The organism is Streptomyces sp. NPDC034086 (assembly GCF_055575515.1).
Genome location: NZ_JBVISM010000017.1, coordinates 37,972 through 58,137, shown reverse-complemented (window position 1 = coordinate 58,137; position 20,166 = coordinate 37,972). Strand labels below are relative to the sequence as shown.

Annotated in this window: 13 protein-coding genes; 3 read left to right on the top strand and 10 right to left on the bottom strand. The window is 74.6% G+C overall.

The features are described 5' to 3' along the window. Positions 1-36 precede the first annotated feature (36 nt). From fxsT to ACZ514_RS28130, 7 genes are all read right to left on the bottom strand, one after another. On the bottom strand, positions 37-4,014 hold the full coding sequence (gene fxsT, locus ACZ514_RS28160) for an FxSxx-COOH system tetratricopeptide repeat protein (protein WP_469125980.1): 3,978 nt from the start codon (positions 4,012-4,014) through the stop codon (positions 37-39). Then, positions 4,011-5,447, bottom strand: coding sequence for a TIR-like protein FxsC (locus tag ACZ514_RS28155; protein WP_469125998.1), 1,437 nt, complete (start codon positions 5,445-5,447; stop codon positions 4,011-4,013). The genes fxsT and ACZ514_RS28155 overlap by 4 nt, the downstream gene beginning before the upstream one ends. Positions 5,448-5,490: 43 nt before the next feature. Then, positions 5,491-6,336: an AAC(3) family N-acetyltransferase gene (locus ACZ514_RS28150; RefSeq protein WP_469125979.1), complete on the bottom strand. Its 846-nt coding sequence runs from the start codon at positions 6,334-6,336 to the stop codon at positions 5,491-5,493. Beyond that, positions 6,333-8,588 (bottom strand): radical SAM/SPASM protein FxsBH, inactivated beta-hydroxylase extension form, encoded by a 2,256-nt coding sequence (fxsBH, locus tag ACZ514_RS28145; protein WP_468173259.1) that lies wholly within the window; start codon positions 8,586-8,588, stop codon positions 6,333-6,335. Before fxsBH ends, ACZ514_RS28150 begins: the two co-directional genes overlap by 4 nt. 27 nt (positions 8,589-8,615) lie before the next feature. Then, complete coding sequence (gene fxsA, locus ACZ514_RS28140) at positions 8,616-8,780, bottom strand: FxSxx-COOH cyclophane-containing RiPP peptide (RefSeq protein ID WP_388943403.1); 165 nt, start codon at positions 8,778-8,780, stop codon at positions 8,616-8,618. Between the two features lie 213 nt (positions 8,781-8,993). Then, complete coding sequence (locus ACZ514_RS28135; RefSeq protein WP_468173362.1) at positions 8,994-9,845, bottom strand: alpha/beta fold hydrolase; 852 nt, start codon at positions 9,843-9,845, stop codon at positions 8,994-8,996. Positions 9,846-10,025: 180 nt separating this feature from the next. Then, entirely contained in the window at positions 10,026-11,159 is a 1,134-nt protein-coding gene (locus ACZ514_RS28130; RefSeq protein WP_468173257.1) for a DUF3533 domain-containing protein, read from the bottom strand. 145 nt (positions 11,160-11,304) lie between these two features. Between ACZ514_RS28130 and ACZ514_RS28125 the strand changes: the two genes are divergently transcribed. From ACZ514_RS28125 to ACZ514_RS28115, 3 genes are all read left to right on the top strand, one after another. Beyond that, positions 11,305-14,991 carry a DNA polymerase III subunit alpha gene (locus tag ACZ514_RS28125; protein ID WP_469125978.1) on the top strand — a complete coding sequence of 1,229 codons (3,687 nt, stop codon included), beginning with the start codon at positions 11,305-11,307 and terminating at the stop codon, positions 14,989-14,991. Beyond that, positions 14,988-16,076, top strand: coding sequence for a DNA polymerase Y family protein (locus tag ACZ514_RS28120; protein ID WP_468173253.1), 1,089 nt, complete (start codon positions 14,988-14,990; stop codon positions 16,074-16,076). Before ACZ514_RS28125 ends, ACZ514_RS28120 begins: the two co-directional genes overlap by 4 nt. A 324-nt stretch (positions 16,077-16,400) precedes the next feature. Next, a complete protein-coding gene (locus ACZ514_RS28115; protein WP_469125977.1) occupies positions 16,401-17,261 on the top strand; it encodes an esterase/lipase family protein in 861 nt (286 codons plus the stop codon). Positions 17,262-17,343: 82 nt separating this feature from the next. Here the strand turns inward: ACZ514_RS28115 and ACZ514_RS28110 are convergent, their stop codons facing one another. From ACZ514_RS28110 to ACZ514_RS28100, 3 genes are all read right to left on the bottom strand, one after another. After that, a complete protein-coding gene (locus ACZ514_RS28110; RefSeq protein WP_469125976.1) occupies positions 17,344-18,417 on the bottom strand; it encodes a lytic polysaccharide monooxygenase in 1,074 nt (357 codons plus the stop codon). Positions 18,418-18,671: 254 nt separating this feature from the next. Continuing rightward, entirely contained in the window at positions 18,672-19,154 is a 483-nt protein-coding gene (locus tag ACZ514_RS28105) for a ribonuclease FAU-1 family protein (protein WP_468173247.1), read from the bottom strand. Further along, positions 19,151-20,095 (bottom strand): GNAT family N-acetyltransferase, encoded by a 945-nt coding sequence (locus tag ACZ514_RS28100; protein WP_468173245.1) that lies wholly within the window; start codon positions 20,093-20,095, stop codon positions 19,151-19,153. Before ACZ514_RS28100 ends, ACZ514_RS28105 begins: the two co-directional genes overlap by 4 nt. Positions 20,096-20,166: the final 71 nt, after the last annotated feature.

Here is a 20,166-nt window from a genome sequence, read left to right as displayed (position 1 = left end):
ACCCCGCGGCCACGGGGCCCGCCGTCCGCCGTCGGATCACACCGCGAGCGGCTCCAGGTCCCGGTGGACCCGCCGCTCGTCACGGGCGTACCGGGTCAGACCGTGGTCCTCCCCGAGCAGCCGCGTCAGCTCGGACACCGTCTCCGCCCGCACCCGCGCCGCCTCCTTCTTGCGGCCCATCATGTCCAGGCTGACCGCCATGTTCGACGCGCTCGCCAGGGTCTCCGGATGGTGCGCCCCCAGCGCCCCGCGCAACCGCACCACCGCGGCCCGCTCCAGCTCCAGGGCCCCCTCGGGATCCCCCAGATCGGCCCGGACGTTCGCCAGGTTCAGATGCGCGAAGATCGTGTGCGGGTGGTCGTCGCCCAGCACCTCGCGCATGCCGCGGATCGCCTGCCGCAGCATCGGCTCCGCCGTCTCCGCCGCGCCCGTCCCCCAGTGGAAGACCGCCAGGTTGTTGACCGCCGCCAGGGTGTACGGGTGCTTCTCGCCCGGCACCTTCATGTACTCGTCCACGACCTCCTGCGCCAGGTCCCGCGCCGCGCCCGCGTCACCCGTCGCGAACAGGTCCGACGCCAGGTTCAGCTCACAGGCCAGCAGGTCGGGATTGACCGAGGTGTACTTGGCCCGGTACCGGTTGCGGGTCGCCGTCGTCAGCCGCAGCGCGTTCTCCAGCTCCCCGGCCCGCCGCAGCGACACCGCCAGGTTCTTCGCCGCCGACAGCGTGCCCGGGAAGGCCCGGCCCAGCTGCCGCTTGTAGATCTCGTACGTCCGGCTCAGCAACTGCACCGAATCGTCGTACCGGCCCACCTCGCGCAGGTCCCGGGCCAGGTTCTGCGCCGAGGACAGGGTGTACGGGTGGTCCGGGCCCAGCACCTCGGTGCGCCGGTCGAAGACCTCCTGGTCGATCTCCCGGGCCCGCGCGTACTGCCCCACCATCCGCAGGTTCAGCGCCAGGTTGTTCGCCGCGGCCAGGGTGCGCGGGTGCGCCTCGTGGAAGATCTGCCCGAAGCCCTCGTGGGCGGCCGTGGCCAGTTCCATCGCCTCCCCGTACCGGCCGAGCGCGCCCAGGTCCATCGCCAGGCCGCTGGTGGTCATGTACGTGTGCGGGTGCGAGGGGCCCAGCGCGGCCCGCTGCCGGTCCAGCGTGACCTCGTCCAGCTCCTTCGCCTCCACGAACCGGCCCTGCGAACGCAGGATGTTCGAGAGGTGGAACCGCAGGTACAGGTACTGGAGGTCGTCGCTGCCCAGCATCTCGCGCCAGACCTCGCGCAGTTCCTCGCCCAGCGCGTACGCCGCCTTGAAGTCACCGCGCTTCCACAGGTAGCGCACCCGGTCGATCAGGAGCCTGCGGGTCTCCGGCTCCGTGCAGAACCGGGCCTCGGACGGGTTCAGGTGCGGCCAGATCGTGTTGAACCTCGGCCACGTCTCCGGGTTGTCTATCGGCTCGTCGTCGTCCGGGCGGGCGCCCGCCAGGATCCGGTGCACCGCGTGCCGCGCCTCGCGCTGCTCCTCCTCCGACAGCTGCGCGCGGATCACGGCCTGGACCAGCCGGTGCACCTGGATGCTGTTGCCGACCTGGTCGACCTTGGCCATCGCGAACCGGCCGATCTCCCGGATCACCCGGCCCAGCACCAGCTTCTCCTGGAGGGAGGCGTCGTACGGCTTGAGCGCGTCGATCATCTCCTTGCTGTAGAGGAGGTTCGCCGATATCGGCTCCGGCGCGAAGAAGGCGCACAGCTGGAGCAGCCGCACGGCGGCGGGGGAGCGGGACTGGAGCCGTTCGATCGACACGTTCCACGTCGCCGCCACCGGCTGCGGGTAGCCGGCCGGCTGGTTCAGGCCCAGCACCCGTGCCGTCTGCTCGGCGAGCTGCTCGAGGTATGCGGACACCGGCGTGGCGGTCTCCGCGATCCAGGCGCCCGCCTGCTCCACGGCCAGCGGCAGGTCGCCCACGGCCACGGCCACCTGCTCGGCGTCCTGCTCGGCCAGCCCGGGCGCCCGCCGCTGGAGGTGCTCGATGGACTCCTCGCGCAGGAACACGTCCACCGGCAGCGCGTCCCCGTACTGGGACCACGACTGGTTGCGCGAGGTCACCAGCACGTGCCCCGGGCCGCCGGGCGGGAAGAACCGCTTGAGCGTCTCCGGGTCGTCGGCGTTGTCGAAGACCAGCAGCCAGCGCGACGAGGGCACCCCGCGCCGCAGCAGGTCGATCGCCTCCTGGGACGCGGCCGACATGTCCTCGCCGGTCTGCGCGCCCAGCCGTACGGCCAGCTCGGCGAGGGCCGCGACCACGCCGTCCGTCTGCTCCGCGGAGATCCACCAGACCAGGTCGTAGTCGGCCATGAACCGGTGCACGTACTCCAGCGCCACCTGGGTCTTGCCGACACCGCCGAGTCCGTACAGGGTCTGCGGCTGCGGCAGCACCACGGCCATGCCGCCGCCGAGCTGGTCGCGCATCCGCTCCAGCACGATGGACCGGCCGGTGAACCCGGGGTTGCGGGGCGGCGCGTTCCAGATCTTCGGGACCGTGCCCGGGAAGCGGGGACCGGGCTGGGAGGCGCCGGCGACGGTGTCCGGCAGCGCCGCCGGCCGTTCCACCGCGCGCAGCAGGGCGGCGGTCGCGTGGATCTCGTCGAGCCGGAACAGGTCCACCGGGTTGCGGTCGATGTAGGGCGTGGCCAGGCGTACGTCGCCCACCCGCAGCGGCACCAGGTGGCGACGGCCCCCGGTCGGGTCCTCGGCGGCGGCCCGGTTCCACACGTCCACCGCGCGCGCGGACTTCAGGTAGGCGCTGGAGAGCAGCACCACGGTCCGGGCGGCGGTGTCCACGCTGAGCCCCGACCCGCCCAGGGTGTCGCCGGGGGAGGCGTCGGGAGCGCGCTCGGCGGAGACGTCCTTGGGGACGACCCGGAACCCGGCCCGGGTGAGCACCGACTCGATCCAGTCCGCCCACATCCGGTTCTCGGCGACGTAGGAGAGGAACAGGTCGGCGGGCAGCGCCGGGCGGCGCCGCGTGAAGGCGTCCCGGATCCGCAGCCGCACCTCCTCGCCGATGGCCGGCATGGAGGTGATCTCCCCGCCGGTGATGACCGTGGTGAGCCGTTCGAAGGCGGAGAGGAGGGAGTTGGTGAGCCCGGCCTCGTCGCCGAAGGTGGCCAGGGTCTCCTCGTAGGCGTAGTAGGGGCGGTACGGGATCTCCACCGCGCCCCAGTACGAGGTCAGCTCCTCGCCGGCGAGCCCGTTGGGGAAGCGGTCGAACTTGAGCCGGGCCAGGGCGCGGCCCGCGTCGGCCTTCTCCTTCTCGCCCTCGTCGATGCGCATGGGCACCGGGTAGATCGTGATCCCGCGGTCGTTGAAGCGCTCGTCGATCTGCCGGGCCACCGAGGCCGCTCCGTCGATGGACTGGTCGGACAGGGTGAAGCAGTCGACCAGGACGTCGGGGAGGTGGACGGTGCAGATGTCGGCGATGTCGGAGAGGCCGGTGCGGCTGTCGATGAGGACGTAGTCGTAGTTCGCCTTCATGTCGGCCCGCAGGGCGTCGAAGAAGAGGCCGCCGCCGAGCCGGTCGTAGAAGTTGTCCCAGTCGAAGGTGGACACGGTCGCGGAGTACTCGCGGTTCTGCCGGCCCGCCGAGACGAAGTCGAGGGTGCCGCCGTCCGGGAACTCCCAGCCGTGGTTCTCGGGGGTGAGGGAGACGGCGTGCGGCTGGACGCGCGCGTAGTCCTTGTGCCAGTCGGCCGGGCGCTGCACCGGGCTGGTGGCGGCCCAGGCGTACTCGCTGATCAGGTCGATGACGCCGGTGGTCGCCCCCAGGGTGGAGGGGTCGAGGAAGGGGTGGAAGAAGCGGTGCAGGCCCGGCGCCTCCAGGTCCCAGTCCACGGCGAGGACCCGCTTGCCGTTGGCCGCGAGGATCCAGGCGGTGTTGGCCAGGGCCATCGTGCGGCCCGTACCGCCCTTGTACGAGTAGAAGGTGACGATGCGTCCGTCTCGGCTGTCACGACTGGCTGTCATCCGCGTCCCCCCGGGTCTGTGTCGGTGTCCTCGCCGTACTCGCCGTGCTCGTCGGTGCCGCCGGGCGGGTCGTCCGTGCCGTCGTGCCGCCGGGCGGAGGGGAAGGGGGCCGGCGGTGGCGGCGCCGGTAACCCGCCCATTCCCATCGGCCCCAGCAGCCTCGGCCGTTCGGTGGAGGTGTTCCCCGCCGGCAGGTACACCTGGGCGTGTCTGAGGTACTGCTGGGCGGCCGCCTCGACCACCTGGGGAAGGATCTGCCCGAGCGTCTCCAGGCTGGCCACGCCGTTGGCCGCGGCCCGGCAGGCGGCCCGGCCCTGGCCCATCTTGACCGGCAGGGTCTCCTCCAGCCGGCGCGCCAGCTCGGCCTCCCTGACCCGGCTCTGGTGGTCGTACCGGTTCCACGGCACGACCACGTTGATCCACGGGCGGTGCTCCTGGTCGAACGCGGCCAGCCGCCGGCGGCGCTGCTCGTCCTCCACCGCCCACCGGTCGACGATCAGGATCTCGGGGCGGGTCGGCGGCTGCTTGCTGTCGAAGTGCCCCGCCTCGTCGTCGAAGGAGGACATCGTCGTCTGGTAGTTGAGGTTCCTGACCAGTTCCTCGGCGACGTAGGCGACGGGCCGCTGGGAGACGGGGTGGTACGGGTTCCAGTCCGTCGCGCTCTCCCCGTAGTACTCGGGGCTGCGGCCGTCCGGCAGGTCGTGCCGGGAGGCGGCGGCCACGGTCACGTGGAGGGTGCGGGCGGGCCCGGAGCCGGGACCGCCGCCCTGACCGCCGCCGTTCCCGAAGGCGCTGGGCACCACCCGGTAGTCCAGGGGGCGCACCGGGTGCAGGCGCACGGTCTCCGCGACCCGGACGATCCGCCGGGCCAGTTCGTACACGGCCTGCTCGTACTGGTCGGCGTACCCGCGCAGTTTGATCAGCCCGTACAGCCCGTCGGTGACGTAGCGCTCGCCGAAGGTGTTGTGGTTGAACTGCAACCGCTCCGCCGGGCCCGGCAGCTGGGAGGGGGGCACCGGCACCCACAGGGCCGGGACGATGGCCTCCGCGGCCGGCTGGTTGCTGACCGCCCCGTGCTGGATGGTGCGCTGGGCGAAGGCGAACCACTCCTTCCCGCACATCTCGCTGGCGAAGTAGCGCGGCGAGAACAGGGGGACGAAGACCCGGCAGGTGGCGAGCGCCGCCCCGAGCCGCTCCGACCAGCCCTCGCCGCTGCGTATCTCCCGGTCCATGAAGCCCGCCTCGGATCCGGCGGGCAGGTCCGTGAGGGCCATGATGTGACCGCACAGGTCGCGGAAGAGTCGCTCCACCCACATGTCGGGATCGGGTCCTCCCGGCCCGAACCTCGGTGTATGCGCATAACTGAGAAAAAAGTACGGCTGCACTGATGCGGGCACACGACCCCCGTCCCGAAGCTGCGAGCGAAGAAACATCATTCCGGAGCTGCTTCGCCACATCCCCTCATCGTTCAGTCAATCAGCGTCTGTTTTCGGTCATCCAGGCCTGGGCGTGGTCCACGGCACGCGGAATCGAGAAGGACACGGCGGATGTCCCTCCCACCCGCCCCCTGCGCACCAGCGAATCCGGAAACGCCCGGCCGATCTCCTCGAAATCGCCGTCGTCCAGCGCGACGTCCTCGTACGTCGTCCACTCCCCTTCCCGGGAGGGCCCTCGCCGCCCCTCCGGATGGTTCACCTTCACCACGCAGTCGTACATGCGCAAGGGGGGTTTCGGAATTCGGTACTCCGCGAGATGGAATGCCGTACAGGCCGAAAACCCCACGTTGATCATGAGTACCCGCCCCCCCTCCCCGCACAGTTTTCCCAGGGGGGACTCCTCGCCCAGGTGGCTTTCGGTGCGGTGACCGGCGCACAGCCGGTGCGCGTCCGCGCCGAGCGCGGCGAAGGAGGTCTGCGGGTGGCCGCTGCGGGCGCCGCCGGGGGTGGTGCGGACCACCTCGGCGAAGGCGCCCACGCCCTGGCTCGGGGTGAGCTCCGGGTCGAAGGGCGGCATCCGCGCCCGGAAGGCCGCCACCTCCGCCTCGTCCAGGCCGGCGATACGGGCCAGGTGGGCGGTGGAGGTGAGGGAGTTCTCCGCGGTGAAGGCGGGGACCAGCAGCGTGCCCCGGGGGCCGAGGGCCGCGAGGAGGGCGTCGCGCAGGGCCTCGGCGCGCAGCCCGGTGCCGCCGAGGGCGGCGTGCACCAGCAGGCGCTGTCCGGGCCGGACGCCGAGCTGCCGCAGCTGGGAGGCCAGCCGGTGGGGTGCGGGTGGGGTGGGCGTGCCGGGTGGGGCTGGCGTGCCGGGTGGGGCGGCGGGGGTCATGCGTCGACCGCCTTCAGTTCCCAGCGCAGTTCCTCCACCAGCCGCTTGCCCGTCACCGTCAGCTCCGCCGCCTCCGTCAGCCGGTCCAGCGCCCGGTGGATCCGGTCCGTGCCGCCCGGCTCCTGCGTGCCCGTGGCCCGGCGGTACGCCTCCACCGCGACCCGCTCGTGCACGTCGGCCAGCAGCCGCGACACCGGCACCGGGCGGGTCCGCCAGGGCGAGGGGTGCTGCCAGGCCCCGTCCAGCGCGTACAGGTCCGCCACCTCGGTCAGCTCGCGCAGCCGGGCCCGTCGCCGGCCGGTCAGCAGGGCCAGGGCCGTCTCCCTGACCCCGGCGCCGTACGGCACCCCGAGCGCGCCCGGCCCGTGCCGCCCGGCCTCGCCCCAGCCCCCGGCCCGCGGGCCGCCGGCGAGCGGCGTCAGGGTGCCCAGCCCGGCGGCGGCCGCCCGCGCGAACCCGGGAACGGTGCGGTGCAGCAGCGCCAGGGCCGCGTCGAGGCGGCCCCGCCACGCGTCGGCCTCCCCGGCGCCGAGCCGCAGCCGGGGCGGACGGGCGAAGCAGTTGCGGTACGGGTCCAGGTCCTCCAGCGCCACCGCCGGCCCTCCGGGACGGGGCGACCAGGACCGTACGGGCAGCCAGCGCGCGTCCCCCGCCGCCGGGCCGAAGCGGTGCTCGGTGCGCCCCGCCCGGACGACGGCGTACCCCTCGCCGGTGGTGTGCAGCACGGCCCGCCCCCGGGTGCCGGGCTCCCCGAGCCGCAGCAGCCCCAGCGTCGGCAGGTACACCTCCCCGTCCCGGTAGGACACCTCGGCCGGCAGCTCCAGCCCGCCCCGCAGCACGGCCGCGGCCGCCAGCGCGGCGAGCCTGCGGGCCGTGCCCGGGCCGTCCGGGCGCCCCTCCCGCACCGCGTCCAGGGCCTCCAGCACCCAGGTCCGGGTGAAGGGGTGGCCCAGAACGGCGTCCAGTGCCCCCGCGCCCGCCTCCCCGGCACCCTCCACCCCGGCCAGCAGCTCCCAGGCCCGCGCCCAGCCGGGATCCCCCGCGAGGTCACCGTGCAGCCGGGCCAGCAGGATCCGGGTCAGCTCTTCCTGGGACCGGGCCAGTTCGGCCGGGTCGGCGAGCTCGGGGGCGGTCTCGCGGGCGGCGCTGCGCCCCTCGACCCCGTCCACCAGCTCGCGCAGGTCGGAGCAGTAGACGGAGGGGTTGTCGAAGCCGTTGTCCTCGCGGTAGCGGTGCGTGTAGAGGCCGCCTCCGCACGAACGTACGACAGGGCAGCGGCGGCACGTGCCGCTGACCCCCGCCAGCCCCAGCTGCCGGGCCCGGACCCCGGGATGCGCGGCGACCTCGTCGAAGGCGTGGTCGAAGACGTTGAACCCGGTGGCCGCGGCCCCGTCGAAGGCGCTCTTGAGGGAGTCGGCCTGTTCCAGCGTCCCGTCGGTCTCCACCACGACGAGGTCGGCGGGGGCCAGCCCCAGGGACTCCGTCAGGCTGGGCCCGCCGCGCAGCGTGGACAGCAGGGACTCGAAGAGCCGTACGGGCACCGGCCGTTCCAGGGCCTCCCAGCGGTCGAAGGCCCGCAGCAGCCAGCGCGCGTACGCGTCCGGTGCGCCGCCGGGCCGCTCAGGCGGGGCCGCCCAGGTGGCGTGCGGGAGCAGGAAGTCCACCCGGGGCGGCTCCAGCGCCACGAGCGCGTCCAGCACGGCGACGGGGTCGTTGGCCACGTCCACGGTGCACAGCAGACCCAGGTAGAGGTGCCGGTAGGGCGCCGAACGCAGCAGGTCCAGGGCGGCCAGCACCAGCGGGTGGCTGGAGCGGCCGTCGGCGAAGCGGCGGTGGCGGTCGTTGGCCGCGCGGTCCCCGTCGAGGGAGACGCCGACCCGGACGCCGTACTCGGCGAAGAGGTCCAGGTAACGGCGGCTGAGCTGGAGCCCGTTGGTGTGGATCCGCAGATCGAGGTCGGCGGTGCCGGCGAGCGCGTGGGTGAACTCCTCGCACACGAGGCGCAGTCGGTCCGGGCCGGCCAGGAGGGGTTCCCCTCCGTGGAAGATCACCGTGACGGAGGGGAGCGCATGGTCACGGGCATGTTCGGCGAGCCGCGACGCGGTCCGGGAAACGACCCCGGGGGAGATCACCTTGGGCCGGGCTCGCCAGCTCTGATCTGCGTGTTCGTAGACGTAGCAATGATCACAAGCGAGATCGCATCTGCTGTGAACCTTCAGGACGATCTCGCGGAAAGCGATCGTGCGGGTCATTCCACCAGTCTAGAGCTCAACTCGTGTTCAGAGCGCGGAGTTGAAGATCGGTGCCTGGACGCGACGACCGGATTCCGAGGGAAGTACCCGCTCGAGCGCCGCGGCCGCGGAAGCGGCGCGGACGTCGATCTTCGCGAGCGGGACGCGACGGTCCTTGACCGCGCTGGTCGGGGGGGTTGCGGAAGTGTTCACGACACCGTCCTCGGGGAGGCCATCTGAAAGGGGCGGAAAGACGCCGGCGCGCTGCCGGCCGTCAAGCGTGGACTTTACTCGCCCCCACCCCATTGGCAACCGAGGCATGACGCCTGGCCACGCGTTCTATAGAAAGGGTGGCGCATTTATCGAGGACCGCATTCGGCCGTTTGCCGCAAGCCGGTTTTCCCCGGGCGCGGCGGGCTGGAGGGCCTAGGCGGGCTGCTGTTCCCCCAGGGGTTCGCGCAGGAGCCAGTTGAGTACGCCGGGCAGGGCGCGCAGGGCCGCGAAGTGGGCGGCGGACGGGTCGATGGCGGTGGTGGCGCCGGGGATGCGGCGGGCCAGCCAGCGGGAGTGGCCCACGGGGGAGAAGACGTCGAGCTCCCCGTGCCAGAGCAGTACGGGGCAGCGGATGCCGGCCGGGTCGAAGCCCCAGGGGCTGCTGAAGGCGAGGATGTCGTCGATCCAGCCGTACGCCGAAGTGCGCACGCCTTCGCGGTAGTTGCGCAGCAGCATCGACCGCAGACCGGCGTCCGAGACGATCATGCGGTCGCTGGCGGTCAGGTCCCGGCGCAGTTCGTCCAGGAGCCGGCCGGGGTCCCGGGCGATACCGGCGGCGCGCGGGATCAGCCGGGCCGCCAGCTCCTCGGGGTCGTCGGTGGCGGTGGTGTACTCGCGTACGTTCGAGGCGGCCATGCCGGCGAACCAGTCCAGGTCCTCCGCGTCCCTGGGGGCGATCGGGACCAGGGCGGCGGTCCGCGTGACCCGCTCCGGCAGCAGGGCGGCGCAGGCCAGGGCGCCGGGGGCGCCGCCCGAGCGGCCGGCCACGGCGAAGGTGTCCAGCCCGAAGGCGTCGGCGACGGCGGCCACGTCCTGGGCCACGTCGGCGACGCTGCGGCCCGGGTGCCGTTCGGATCCGCCGTAGCCGGGCCGGTCGTAGGCGATGAGCTGCATCCGCCGCTGGTAGAGCACCATGCCGCGGGGTGCCGGGCCGAGCCTGCTGCCGGGCATGCCGTGGAGCAGGAGGACGGGCTTGCCGTCCGGGTCGCCCCAGCGTTCCGCCATCAGGGCGCGGCCGTCCGCGGTGCGCACCACTTTGCGCACGCGCTCCCTCCCTCACGTCCGACGCGGGTGGTCAGGCCGATTGTGCTCCCCGGTGGGGGAGTGCGGTAGGGCGCACTCGGAGGGGAATTCCCGTGCGAGCCGTCGAGGAGGGCTCGCGGCGTCGCGGCGAGGGGCGGGCGGTCAGGGCCGGGGGCGTTCGGCGGGCTCCGCGGCCCCGCCCGCGAAGCGGGGGACGGACGGGGAGTCGTCGGGCAGACCGCTGCCCACGGCGGCTCCCGGGCGGCCGCGGCGCATGACCGCGCAGGCCATGGTGATCACGGAGCCGGCCACCGCCCACGCGGCCAGCACCAGCATGGGGGCGGCCGCGCCGTTGCCCCTGAAGTACGCGAAGGAGCGCGCGGCGTACGTACCGGCACCCGGCGGCAGGGCCGGGCCGATGGCCCGCCAGAACGGCGGCAGCAGCGGATACGGGTAGGCGCCGCCCGCGCTCGGGTTGCCGAGGACCACGACCACCAGGATGGCCAGGCCGATGCCGATCACGCCGGCCACCCCCTGGAGGGCCAGGGTGAGCGCACCGACCGCGAGGACGACCAGGGTGCCCAGCCCCCACAGGGCCGGGAGCGAGCCGGGCAGGGCGCCCAGCACCGGGCCCGCGATCACCGCGCCGAGCAGCCCGGCGGCGACCGCGTACAGGAGCAGCGCCCCGAGCCGGATGACCGCGCGGTGGAGGTTGGCGGGCCGGGCGCCGGCGCTGATCGCGAGGATCGCGGCGCACAGATAGCCGCCCACGCACCAGCCGACGACGAGGTAGAAGGAGCTCAGGCCGCGGCTGTCGCCCCGGTCGGCGGGGGCCACGTCGACGATCCGGAGGGCGCGGCCCCGGGCCTTCTCGGCCCGGCCGACGATCTCTTCCAGGGCCTGGGAGAGCGAGGCCCCGGAGCCGCTCGCGACCAGCAGCCGGTCGGTGGTGCCGGACGGGTCGACGACCAGCGCGCCGTCCACGTCCCGGTTCCGGATCTGTGCGAGCGCCGTCGCCTCGTCCTTGACGGCGCGGGGGTCGAGCGGCCCGCCCGGCAGCGCGTCGAGCCGTTTCGCGGTCTGCTCGGCGACCGGCCCGGCGGGGGCGGCCACCGCGATCGGGATCCGGCTGGGCTCGGGGTGGTGGAAGGCCCCGACGTACGAGGTGATGAAGGCCAGCTGGAGGACCAGCACCCCCACGACCAGCAGGGCTGCCCGGACGCTCACGGCGTCCTTGATCTCGGCGAGGAAGCCGGCGGACGGTCCTTCGGGGCTGCTCTTGGCGGGCTGGGTCATGGCTCCCACGCTGGTCGCGCACGGGGTTCCGCGCAGCAGGGGAGGCCCCGAATGGATGATCGAACAACTGTTTCGCACAGATATTCGAATTGCTCTATGGTGGAGAAGGGGGAGGTCGAAGGTCGAGCGAAGCAGGAGGCCGCGGGTGCCCGGGTTCACGCATCTGCACACCGTTTCGGGGTTCTCCATGCGGTACGGAGCTTCGCACCCGGAGCAGTTGGCGGAACGCGCCGTCGAGCGGGGCATGGACGCCCTCGCCCTCACCGACCGCGACACCCTCGCGGGCGCGGTGCGGTTCGCGAAGGCGGCCGCCGGGGCCGGGATCCGCCCGGTCTTCGGGGTGGACCTGGCCGTGTCCCCCGCGGGGGCGCCCGGCGGGCCGCCGGCCGGCGCCGCCGGGGAGATCTCGTACCGCAGGCGCACGCCCGTCAGGGGCGGGGCCTTCGTGGACGAGTCCGCCCCGCGCGCGCTCTTCCTGGCCCGGGACGGGGCCGCCGGATGGGCGGAGCTGTGCCGGATGGTCACCGCCGCCCATGCCACCGCCCCGGGCGGGCGGGAGGAGGGGGCCGGGGCCGCCGGCCCGGGCCCCGGTTCCGGTCCCGCGCCGGGCACCGGTTCCGGCGCGGACGCCGCCGGCTCCGTGGCGGGCGGGCTCACCGGCGCGGACACCACCGCCGGTGCCTCCGGCCTCTCCGTGCCCGCCCCGGCCGGGCGCCCGCAGCCCCTGCTGCCCTGGGAGGCCCTGCGCGGCGACGGGGTGTTCGTCCTGCTCGGCCCCGGCTCCGAGGTGGGCCGGGCGCTCGCCGCCGGACGCCCCGACCGGGCCGCACGGCTGCTCGCGCCGTGGCGGGAGGTCTACGGCGACGCCCTGCGCCTGGAGGCCGTCCACCACGGCCGCACCGGCACCGGCCCCGGCTCGCTGCGCCTGGCCGCCCGTACCGTCGGCTTCGCCGCCGAGCAGGGTGTCACGGCCGTGCTGACCAACGCCGTCCGGTACGCCGACCGGGGCCAGGGCCCCGTCGCGGACGTCCTCGACGCGGCCCGCCGGCTCGTCCCCCTCGGCCCCCGCACCACCCTCGACAGCGGCGAGCGGTGGCTCAAGGACCCCGCCGCCATGGCCGTGACCGCCGAACGGATCGCCGAGGCGGCCGGGCTGCGCCCCGCCGACGCCCGCCGGCTGCTCGCCCGGACCCGGGAGACCGCCGAGGCCTGCTCCGTGGACCCCGAGGACGACCTCGGCATCGGCTCCGTGCACTTCCCCGAGGCCCGCCTCGTCGGCGCCGCCCGCCGCACCGCCCAGCGGGTGCTCGCCTCCCGCGCCTCGGCCGGCATGGTGCTGCGCGGTTACGCCGGCCGGCGGGAGTACTGGGACCGGATGGAGGAGGAACTCGACATCATCGCCCACCACGGCTACGCCTCGTACTTCCTGACGGTCGCCCAGGTCGTCGACGACGTACGCGGCATGGGCATCCGGGTGGCCGCACGCGGCTCCGGCGCGGGCTCCCTTGTCAACCACCTCCTCGGCATCGCGCACGCCGACCCCGTCGAGCACGGGCTGCTGATGGAGCGCTTCCTGTCCAAGCGCCGGCGCGTGCTGCCCGACATCGACATCGACGTGGAGTCCGCCCGCCGGCTGGAGGTCTACCGCCGGATCATCGGCCGCTTCGGGGCCGAGCGCGTCGCCACCGTCGCGATGCCCGAGACCTACCGGGTCCGCCACGCCATCCGCGACGTCGGCGCCGCCCTGTCCATGGACCCGGCCGCCGTCGACCGGCTCGCCAAGGCCTTCCCGCACATCCGGGCCCGCGACGCCCGGGCCGCCCTGGCCGAACTGCCCGAACTGCGCGAGGTGCGGGAGGAGGAGCACGGGCGGCTGTGGGACCTCGTCGAGGCGCTGGACGCGCTGCCGCGCGGGATCGCCATGCACCCGTGCGGGGTGCTGCTCTCCGACGCCTCGCTGCTCGCCCGCACCCCGGTGGTGCCCACCAGCGGCGAGGGCTTCCCCATGTCCCCGTTCGACAAGGACGACGTGGAGGACCTCGGGCTGCTCAAACTCGACGTGCTGGGCGTGCGCATGCAGTCCGCGATGGCGCACGCGGTCACGGAGCTGCGGCGGGCGACGGGCCTCGAGCTCGACCTCGACGACCCCGCGCAGGTCCCCCCGGGCGACGGGCCGACGTACGAACTGATCCGCTCCGCCGAGACGCTGGGCTGCTTCCAGATCGAGTCCCCCGGACAGCGCGACCTGGTGGGCCGGCTCCAGCCGGCCGCCTTCCACGACCTGGTCGTCGACATCTCCCTCTTCCGGCCCGGCCCGGTCGCCGCCGACATGGTGCGGCCCTTCATCGAGGCCCGGCACGGGCGGGCCCCGGTCCGTTTCCCGCACCCGGACCTGGCCGACGCGCTGCGCGAGACGTACGGGGTGGTGGTCTTCCACGAGCAGGTCATCGAGATCGTGCACGTCATGACCGGCTGCGGGCGGGACGAGGCCGACCGGGTGCGGCGCGGGCTCTCCGACCCGGACTCCCAGGGCCGGATCAGGGCCTGGTTCGCGGCGGCGGCCGCCGGGCGGGGCTACGCGCCCGAGGTGATCGCCCGGACCTGGGAGATCGTCGAGGCCTTCGGCAGTTACGGCTTCTGCAAGGCGCACGCCGTGGCCTTCGCCGTGCCCACCTACCAGTCGGCGTGGCTCAAGGCCCACCACCCGGCGGCCTTCTACGCCGGGCTGCTCACCCACGACCCCGGGATGTACCCGAAGCGGCTGCTGCTGGCGGACGCCCGGCGGCGGGGCGTGCCGGTGCTGCCGCTGGACGTGAACCGCTCGGCGGTCGCCCACCGCATCGAACTGGTGTCCGATGAGCCGGGTCGGCCGGAGCGGGAACGGTGGGGGCTGCGGCTCGCCCTGGCCGACGTCCACGGCATCAGCGAGGCCGAGGCCCGCCGGATCGAGGCCGGACAGCCGTACGCCTCCCTGCGCGACTTCTGGGACCGCGCCCACCCCGGCCGCCCGGTCGCCGAACGGCTGGCGCAGGTCGGGGCGTTGGACGCGTTCGGCAGCAACCGCCGTGACCTGCTGCTGCACCTGACGGAACTGCACGGTGCCCAGCGTGCGGCCGGAGCCCGGGGCGGGATCCGCGGCGCTGCCCAACTGCCCCTCGGCGGCGGCCGGTCCACGGCCTCCGTCGGGCTGCCCGACCTGACCGACGCCGAACGGCTCAGCGCCGAACTCGGCGTCCTCGGCATGGACGCCTCCCGCCACCTGATGGCCGACCACCACGCCTTCCTCGCCGAGCTGGGCGTGACCCCGGCCGCCCGCCTGAGGGACACCGGGCACGGGCGGACCGTACTGGTCGCGGGCGCCAAGGCGGCCACCCAGACGCCGCCGGTCCGCTCCGGCCGCCGCGTCATCTTCACCACCCTCGACGACGGCACCGGCCTGGTCGACCTGGCCTTCTTCGACGACAGCCAGGAGGCCTGCGCGCACACCGTCTTCCACTCCTTCCTGCTGCTCGTACGGGGAGTCGTGCAGCGGCGCGGCCCGCAGAGCCTGAGCGTGGTCGGCGCCGCCGCGTGGGACCTCGCCGAGCTGGTGGACCTGCGCGGCCGCAGCGGCCTGGAGGCGGTCACCGCCCGGCTCGCCGAACCCCTGGCCGCGGCGGGCGCCGCGGGCGGCGCGGGGAGTGCGGGCACCACGGGGACCGCGGGAACCGCCCGCCGGATCCACCTCCCGACCGGCTACGAGATGAACCCCTGGGCCGACCTCCAGCCGCCCGGGGACGGCGCCGCGACGGGCCGCAAGCTGTGGCACTCCAGCCCGGGGAGCGCGGGATGACCGGCACCGGCGCCACCGCCGGCGTCCTCCACGTCCGCTGCGCCCCCGCCCTGTCCGGGGAGGGCTACCGCGAGGTGCTGGAGCTGCTGCGCGAGTTCTCCCCGCTGGTCCAGGCCCTGCCGCCGCGGGCCGCGCTGGTCCAGGTCCGGGGCGCGCAGCGGTACTTCGGCGCCGGCCCCGCCCGCATCGCCGAGGTGATCCGGCTGCGCGCGGTGGCCCGGCTGGGCACGGACGTCCGGATCGGGGCCGCCGCCACCTGGGCGGTGGCGGCCATGGCCTCCGCCCGCGTCCCCGGACCGGGCGGGATCCTGGCCGTGCCCGAGGAGGCGGTGGCCGGCTTCCTGGACCCCCTCCCGGTGGAGGCCCTCCACGGGATCGGCCCCCGGCAGGCCGAGGCGCTGCGCCGGTACGGGCTGCACACCGTCGGGGCGCTCACCCACGTCCCGCCCGGGGTCGTCGAGCGGATCCTCGGCAAACGGGCCGGGCGGCTCGCCGCCGAGCGCGCCCGCGGCATCGACCCGCGCCCGGTCACCCCGCGCGACCTGCCCTCCTCGGCCGCAGTCCGGACCGGCTTCAGCCGCCAGGAGCTGGACGGCCCGCACGCCCGGGCCGCGCTCCTCGGCCTCGTGGTCCGGCTCGGCGCCACCCTGCGCGGACGCCGCCAGGCGGCCCGGTCCCTGTCCCTGACCCTGCAGTTCGCGGGCGGCACCCGGTGGGAGAAGTCCCGGCGGCTGGCGGAACCCTCCGCCCACGACGAGGACCTGCGCACCCTCGCGTACCGCCTGATGGACGCGGCCGGCCTGCAACGGGCCCGGCTGACCGGCATGGTGCTGCGCGCGGAGGACCTCACGGGCGCCGAGGACGTGACCCGCCAGCTCACGCTGGACCCGGTCCGTGAATCCCGGCTGACGGTGGAGGCCGCCATCGACCGCGCCAACGCCCGCTTCGGCCCGGGCACGGTCCGGCCCGCCTCGGTCCCGTCCCGCGCTCCGTCAGAAGCCGCCCGGCACCGGCCGGGCCGTCTGCGCGCGCGGCCGGGCGGCGCGCTCGGCGAGGCGCAGGACCGGCCCCTCGTACGAGGGTGACCGGAGGAGGAGGCCGCCGCCGGCGCGCGGGCGGCCGTGCGGGGCGAGCGCGGGCCCGCCGGACGGGCCGGCGGCGCCGGGAGCGGCCGGCACGGCCGCGATCACCTCAGGTCCAGGTCAGGGGCGTCCCTCGTCCCTGAGCGGTACTGGAGGAGGGCTCGACGCGCCAGTTTTTACCGACGCGTAACTTCCAAGTCCCGCTACTGGACCGTAATTTGGCCACAGCAGCCCCCCTTGTGATCCGGATCACGGGACGAATCCCCACGTCTTTCCCCTTGACCCGCCCCCAGTCACCGCTGGGCGGTCCCCCACGGAGGTCACACGATGCTGCCCTGGAGACGCCTGCTCCGCCCGCTGGCCGTCCTCACCCTCACCGCCGCCGCCCTCGTCGCCCCCACCGGCGCGGCCCAGGCCGCTTCCGCCCCCAGCAGCGGCTGGAACAACTGGTCCTGCAAGCCGTCCGCGGCCCATCCCCGCCCCATCGTCCTCGTCCACGGCACCTTCGGGAACTCCGTCGACAACTGGCTCGGCTTCGCCCCCTACCTGGTCCACCGCGGCTACTGCGTCTACTCCCTCGACTACGGCCAGCTGCCCGGCGTGCCCCTCTTCAACGGGCTCGGCCCCATCGAGGAGTCCGCCGGGCAGCTCGACGCCTTCGTCGACAAGGTCCTGGCCTCCACCGGCGCGGCCGAGGCCGACCTGGTCGGCCACTCCCAGGGCGGCATGATGCCCCGCTACTACCTCAAGTTCCTCGGCGGCGCCGCCAAGGTCAACGCCCTCGTCGGTCTCGCCCCCGACAACCACGGCACCACCCTGTCCGGGCTCACCCAGCTCCTGCCGTACTTCCCCGGGGCCGAACACCTGATCAGCACCGCCACCCCCGGGCTCGCCGACCAGATCGCCGGCTCCGCCTTCCAGCAGAAGCTGAACGAGGGCGGCGACACCGTCCCCGGTGTGAAGTACACCGTCATCGCCACCCGGTACGACCAAGTGGTCACCCCGTACCGGAGCGCCTTCCTCGACGGTCCGGACGTACGCAACGTGGTGCTCCAGGACCTGTGCGCCCTGGACCTCTCGGAGCACGTGACCATCGGCCTGACGGACCGGATCGCCTGGCACGAGGCGCTCAACGCCCTCGACCCCGCCCACGCCGAACCGACCACCTGCGCCTCGGTCTTCGACTGAGCCCGAGGCGCGGGCGGCCGGCCCGGCACCCGTCGGCGGCTCGCCCGGCACCCGTCGGGCGGCCGCACCGGCGCCCTCGCGGCTACCGCCGGGAGGCGCCCCCGGCCGCCCGGCGGCGGGCCAGACCGAACAGCACGGCCGCACCGACGGCCAGCACCCCGGCCCCGGCGACCGCGATCACCGGGGTCGCGGCGCTGCCACCGGTCTCGGCGAGGTCCCCGCCGGTGCCGCCGGCCGGTGAGGGCGCCGCGGCGGCCGGGGAGGCGGTGACCGGGGACGGGGCGCTCCGGCCGTTCGTGGCCGGGTCGTCGTCGCCGTGGCCGTGGTGCTCGACCGTGGACTTCCCCGCGCCGTCGGAGATCTGCCGGTCCGTCGGCGCCTTGGGCGGCTCGGCCGGGCCGGCCGGCCCGGTGGCGGTGGGGGTGGCGGTCGCGGTGCCGGTGCCGGCTCCCGCCGAACCGCCGGGCCGGGTGCCGGGGGCGGGGTCTGCCGTACCGCCGCCGTCCTTGCCGAAGACCACGTCCGAGCAGGTGTAGAAGGCCTCCGGGCTGTCCGAACGCTGCCAGACGCTGTAGATCAGGTGGCGGCCGGTCTTCTTCGGGACCGTGCCGCTGAAGACGTAGTCGCCGTTCTGCATGCCGGGATCGGTGGCCTTCGCGAACGGCGCGGGCTCCAGGTCGGACCACTTCAGCGGCTTGGACGGGTCGTAGCCGTCCTTCGTCACGTACAGCTCGAAGGAGCCCTTGTGGGGGGCGGTCCCCTTGTAGCGGAAGGTGTGCGCCCCGGACGCCATCGGGGTGGCCGGCCAGTCCGCCCGCGCCAGGTCCAGCCCCTTGTACTTGGCGTTGCCCGCCGAGCACAGCTGTCCGTCCGGGATCAGCGACCTGCTCCGGCCGCCCGCATGGGCGATGTTCACCCCGTTCCAGTCGTAGAACGCCTGCGGCCCGGCCACCGCGACGGCCGCCCCGCACGCCGCCGACTTCGGGGCCTCCGGGCCCTCCGCGTAGCACGCCGCCACCCGGCTGACCGGGTCCGTCATCGAACCGTGGGCCGCCGCGGGCGCGGCGGCGTACGCGGCCACCGCGAGCGGGGCCAGTCCGGCGGCGACGGTACGGACGGCGGTACGGGCGGTCGTACGGGCGGGGCGTGCGGGCATGGGCGGGATCTCCTTCGGACGCGGGGCGGGGAGCGCGGGAGGAACCGGAATCGGGCTTCTGTGCGCCGCCCCCCGGCGGCGCACAGCGGCCCTTCCTGTCCTGGCCCGGCCAAGCTAGCCCTCCGGACCACGGGTTCCGCCGGGTTCGGGCCGCCGGAAGGGATCCTTAGGATCCGCTTAAGGCAGGGGTAAGAAGCCCCTCAGGAAACGGCCTCAGGGCAGCCTCAGGGGAGCCTCAGGGGAACGCCCCGCGGTCAGACGAGGAGCCCGGACAGACCCTCCGGCGTCCTGGCCTGCTCCTCCAGCGCGTCCAGCGCCCGCACGGCCCGGGCCGCCGCCTCCGGGTCGCTCGTGGCGAGCCCGCTGTCCGCGAACTCGTCCTCGTCCAGGCGCAGCACGTCCGAGCCGTCCGCCGGCACCCACAGGTCCAGGTCCAGGTCCTCGACCACGATCTCGCCCCCGCGGACCAGGGCCGGGCGGGTGACGTCGCAGTACCAGCCCTTGAGGACGCCCTCCCCGGTCCACACCTCCTTGACGGCGTACCACCGCGTCCGCCAGAAGTGCTCCACGAACACGTCACCGGGCTCGAAGCGGACGAACCCGAAGTCCTTCACCCCCTCGGCCGCCCAGGGGGCGCGCACCGATATCCGGTCCCCGTCGTCGGCCACCTGCGCCGCCGGATAGCTGATCTTGGTGCGGCCGGCCTTGGTGAGGGTCACGGTCCAGGACGTGGTCATCGCGGCGCTCCCAGTGTCTTCGTGTGGCGCGTCTCGGTCGCGCAGATCTCGTACCCGAGCCGCGAGTTGACCGCGAGCATCGGGTCGTTCCCGGCGTCGTTGCCGGTGAAGGCCTCGGTGTACCCGGCCGCCCTGGCCCGGTGCAGCGAGTCGGTCTTGGCCAGCCTGGCCAGCCCGCGGCCGCGGAAGGCCCGCAGGGTGCCGGTCATCGCCGAGGAGTAGCGGGTCGCGCCGTCCGTCCGCGCGGCGGTGAAGGCCGCCACCGCTCCGTCGACGAGGACGACCGTCGTCAGCTCGTGGTCGAGGGTCGGCCGGCGCCAGACGCCGTCCAGCCAGTCCCCATAGTCGTCCAGATCCGCCGGTACGTCACCCGGCTCGTCGGCGCTGGCCTCGACGTCGGCCTCGTACAGCGGGCGGGGGTCGGCGGCGAAGGCCGAACCGGGCCGCAGCTCCACCCCGGCGGGCAGTTCCCGGGGCAGCGGGGGAAGGGAACCGGCCGTCAGGTCGAGGCGCAGGAAGTGCGCGGAGCGGCCTGGGCGGTAGCCGCGGCGCTCGGCGAAACCCCGGTGGGCGGGCTCGTCCAGCACCCAGGCGTACGCGGCCTCCGCGCCCAGCCCCGCCAGGTGCTCCTCGGCCGTACGCAGCAGCGCGGACCCGGCGCCGAGCCCCCGGTGCGCGGGGTCGACGTAGACGTTCGCGTACGACGGCCCCGGACCGGGGCCGTCGTACGCGAGGCCGGTCTCGGCCGTACCCACGGGACGGCCGTCCGGGGTCTCGGCGAGCAGCAGGCGGCAGTGCTTCCCCGGGGGCGCGGACGCCACTTCGTGGGCCACGCCGGCCGCGGTGGTGATCAGGTAGGGCAGGGCCGCGCGGCGGATCCGTACGACGGCCTCGGCGTCGCGCACGTCGTCGGGGCGGATGTCACGGACGTGGATGGTCATGGGGCGGACGTTACGGGCGGTGCGCCCGCGGCGCCGCCGATTTTTCCGGTGGGCGCCGGGCGTGGGGGACA

Bases quoted from the DNA above. Each gene is read 5' to 3' on its own strand.
- ACZ514_RS28135 (WP_468173362.1), bottom strand. From the start codon at position 9,845: ATGGCGGAACGCTGGGGCGACCCGGACGGCAAGCCCGTCCTCCTGCTC.
- ACZ514_RS28110 (WP_469125976.1), bottom strand. From the start codon at position 18,417: ATGCCCGCACGCCCCGCCCGTACGACCGCCCGTACCGCCGTCCGTACC.
- ACZ514_RS28155 (WP_469125998.1), bottom strand. From the start codon at position 5,447: ATGTTTCTTCGCTCGCAGCTTCGGGACGGGGGTCGTGTGCCCGCATCA.
- fxsBH (WP_468173259.1), bottom strand. From the start codon at position 8,588: ATGACCCGCACGATCGCTTTCCGCGAGATCGTCCTGAAGGTTCACAGC.
- ACZ514_RS28100 (WP_468173245.1), bottom strand. From the start codon at position 20,095: ATGACCATCCACGTCCGTGACATCCGCCCCGACGACGTGCGCGACGCC.
- ACZ514_RS28115 (WP_469125977.1), top strand. From the start codon at position 16,401: ATGCTGCCCTGGAGACGCCTGCTCCGCCCGCTGGCCGTCCTCACCCTC.
- ACZ514_RS28130 (WP_468173257.1), bottom strand. From the start codon at position 11,159: ATGACCCAGCCCGCCAAGAGCAGCCCCGAAGGACCGTCCGCCGGCTTC.
- ACZ514_RS28105 (WP_468173247.1), bottom strand. From the start codon at position 19,154: ATGACCACGTCCTGGACCGTGACCCTCACCAAGGCCGGCCGCACCAAG.
- ACZ514_RS28150 (WP_469125979.1), bottom strand. From the start codon at position 6,336: ATGACCCCCGCCGCCCCACCCGGCACGCCAGCCCCACCCGGCACGCCC.
- fxsT (WP_469125980.1), bottom strand. From the start codon at position 4,014: ATGACAGCCAGTCGTGACAGCCGAGACGGACGCATCGTCACCTTCTAC.
- ACZ514_RS28120 (WP_468173253.1), top strand. From the start codon at position 14,988: ATGACCGGCACCGGCGCCACCGCCGGCGTCCTCCACGTCCGCTGCGCC.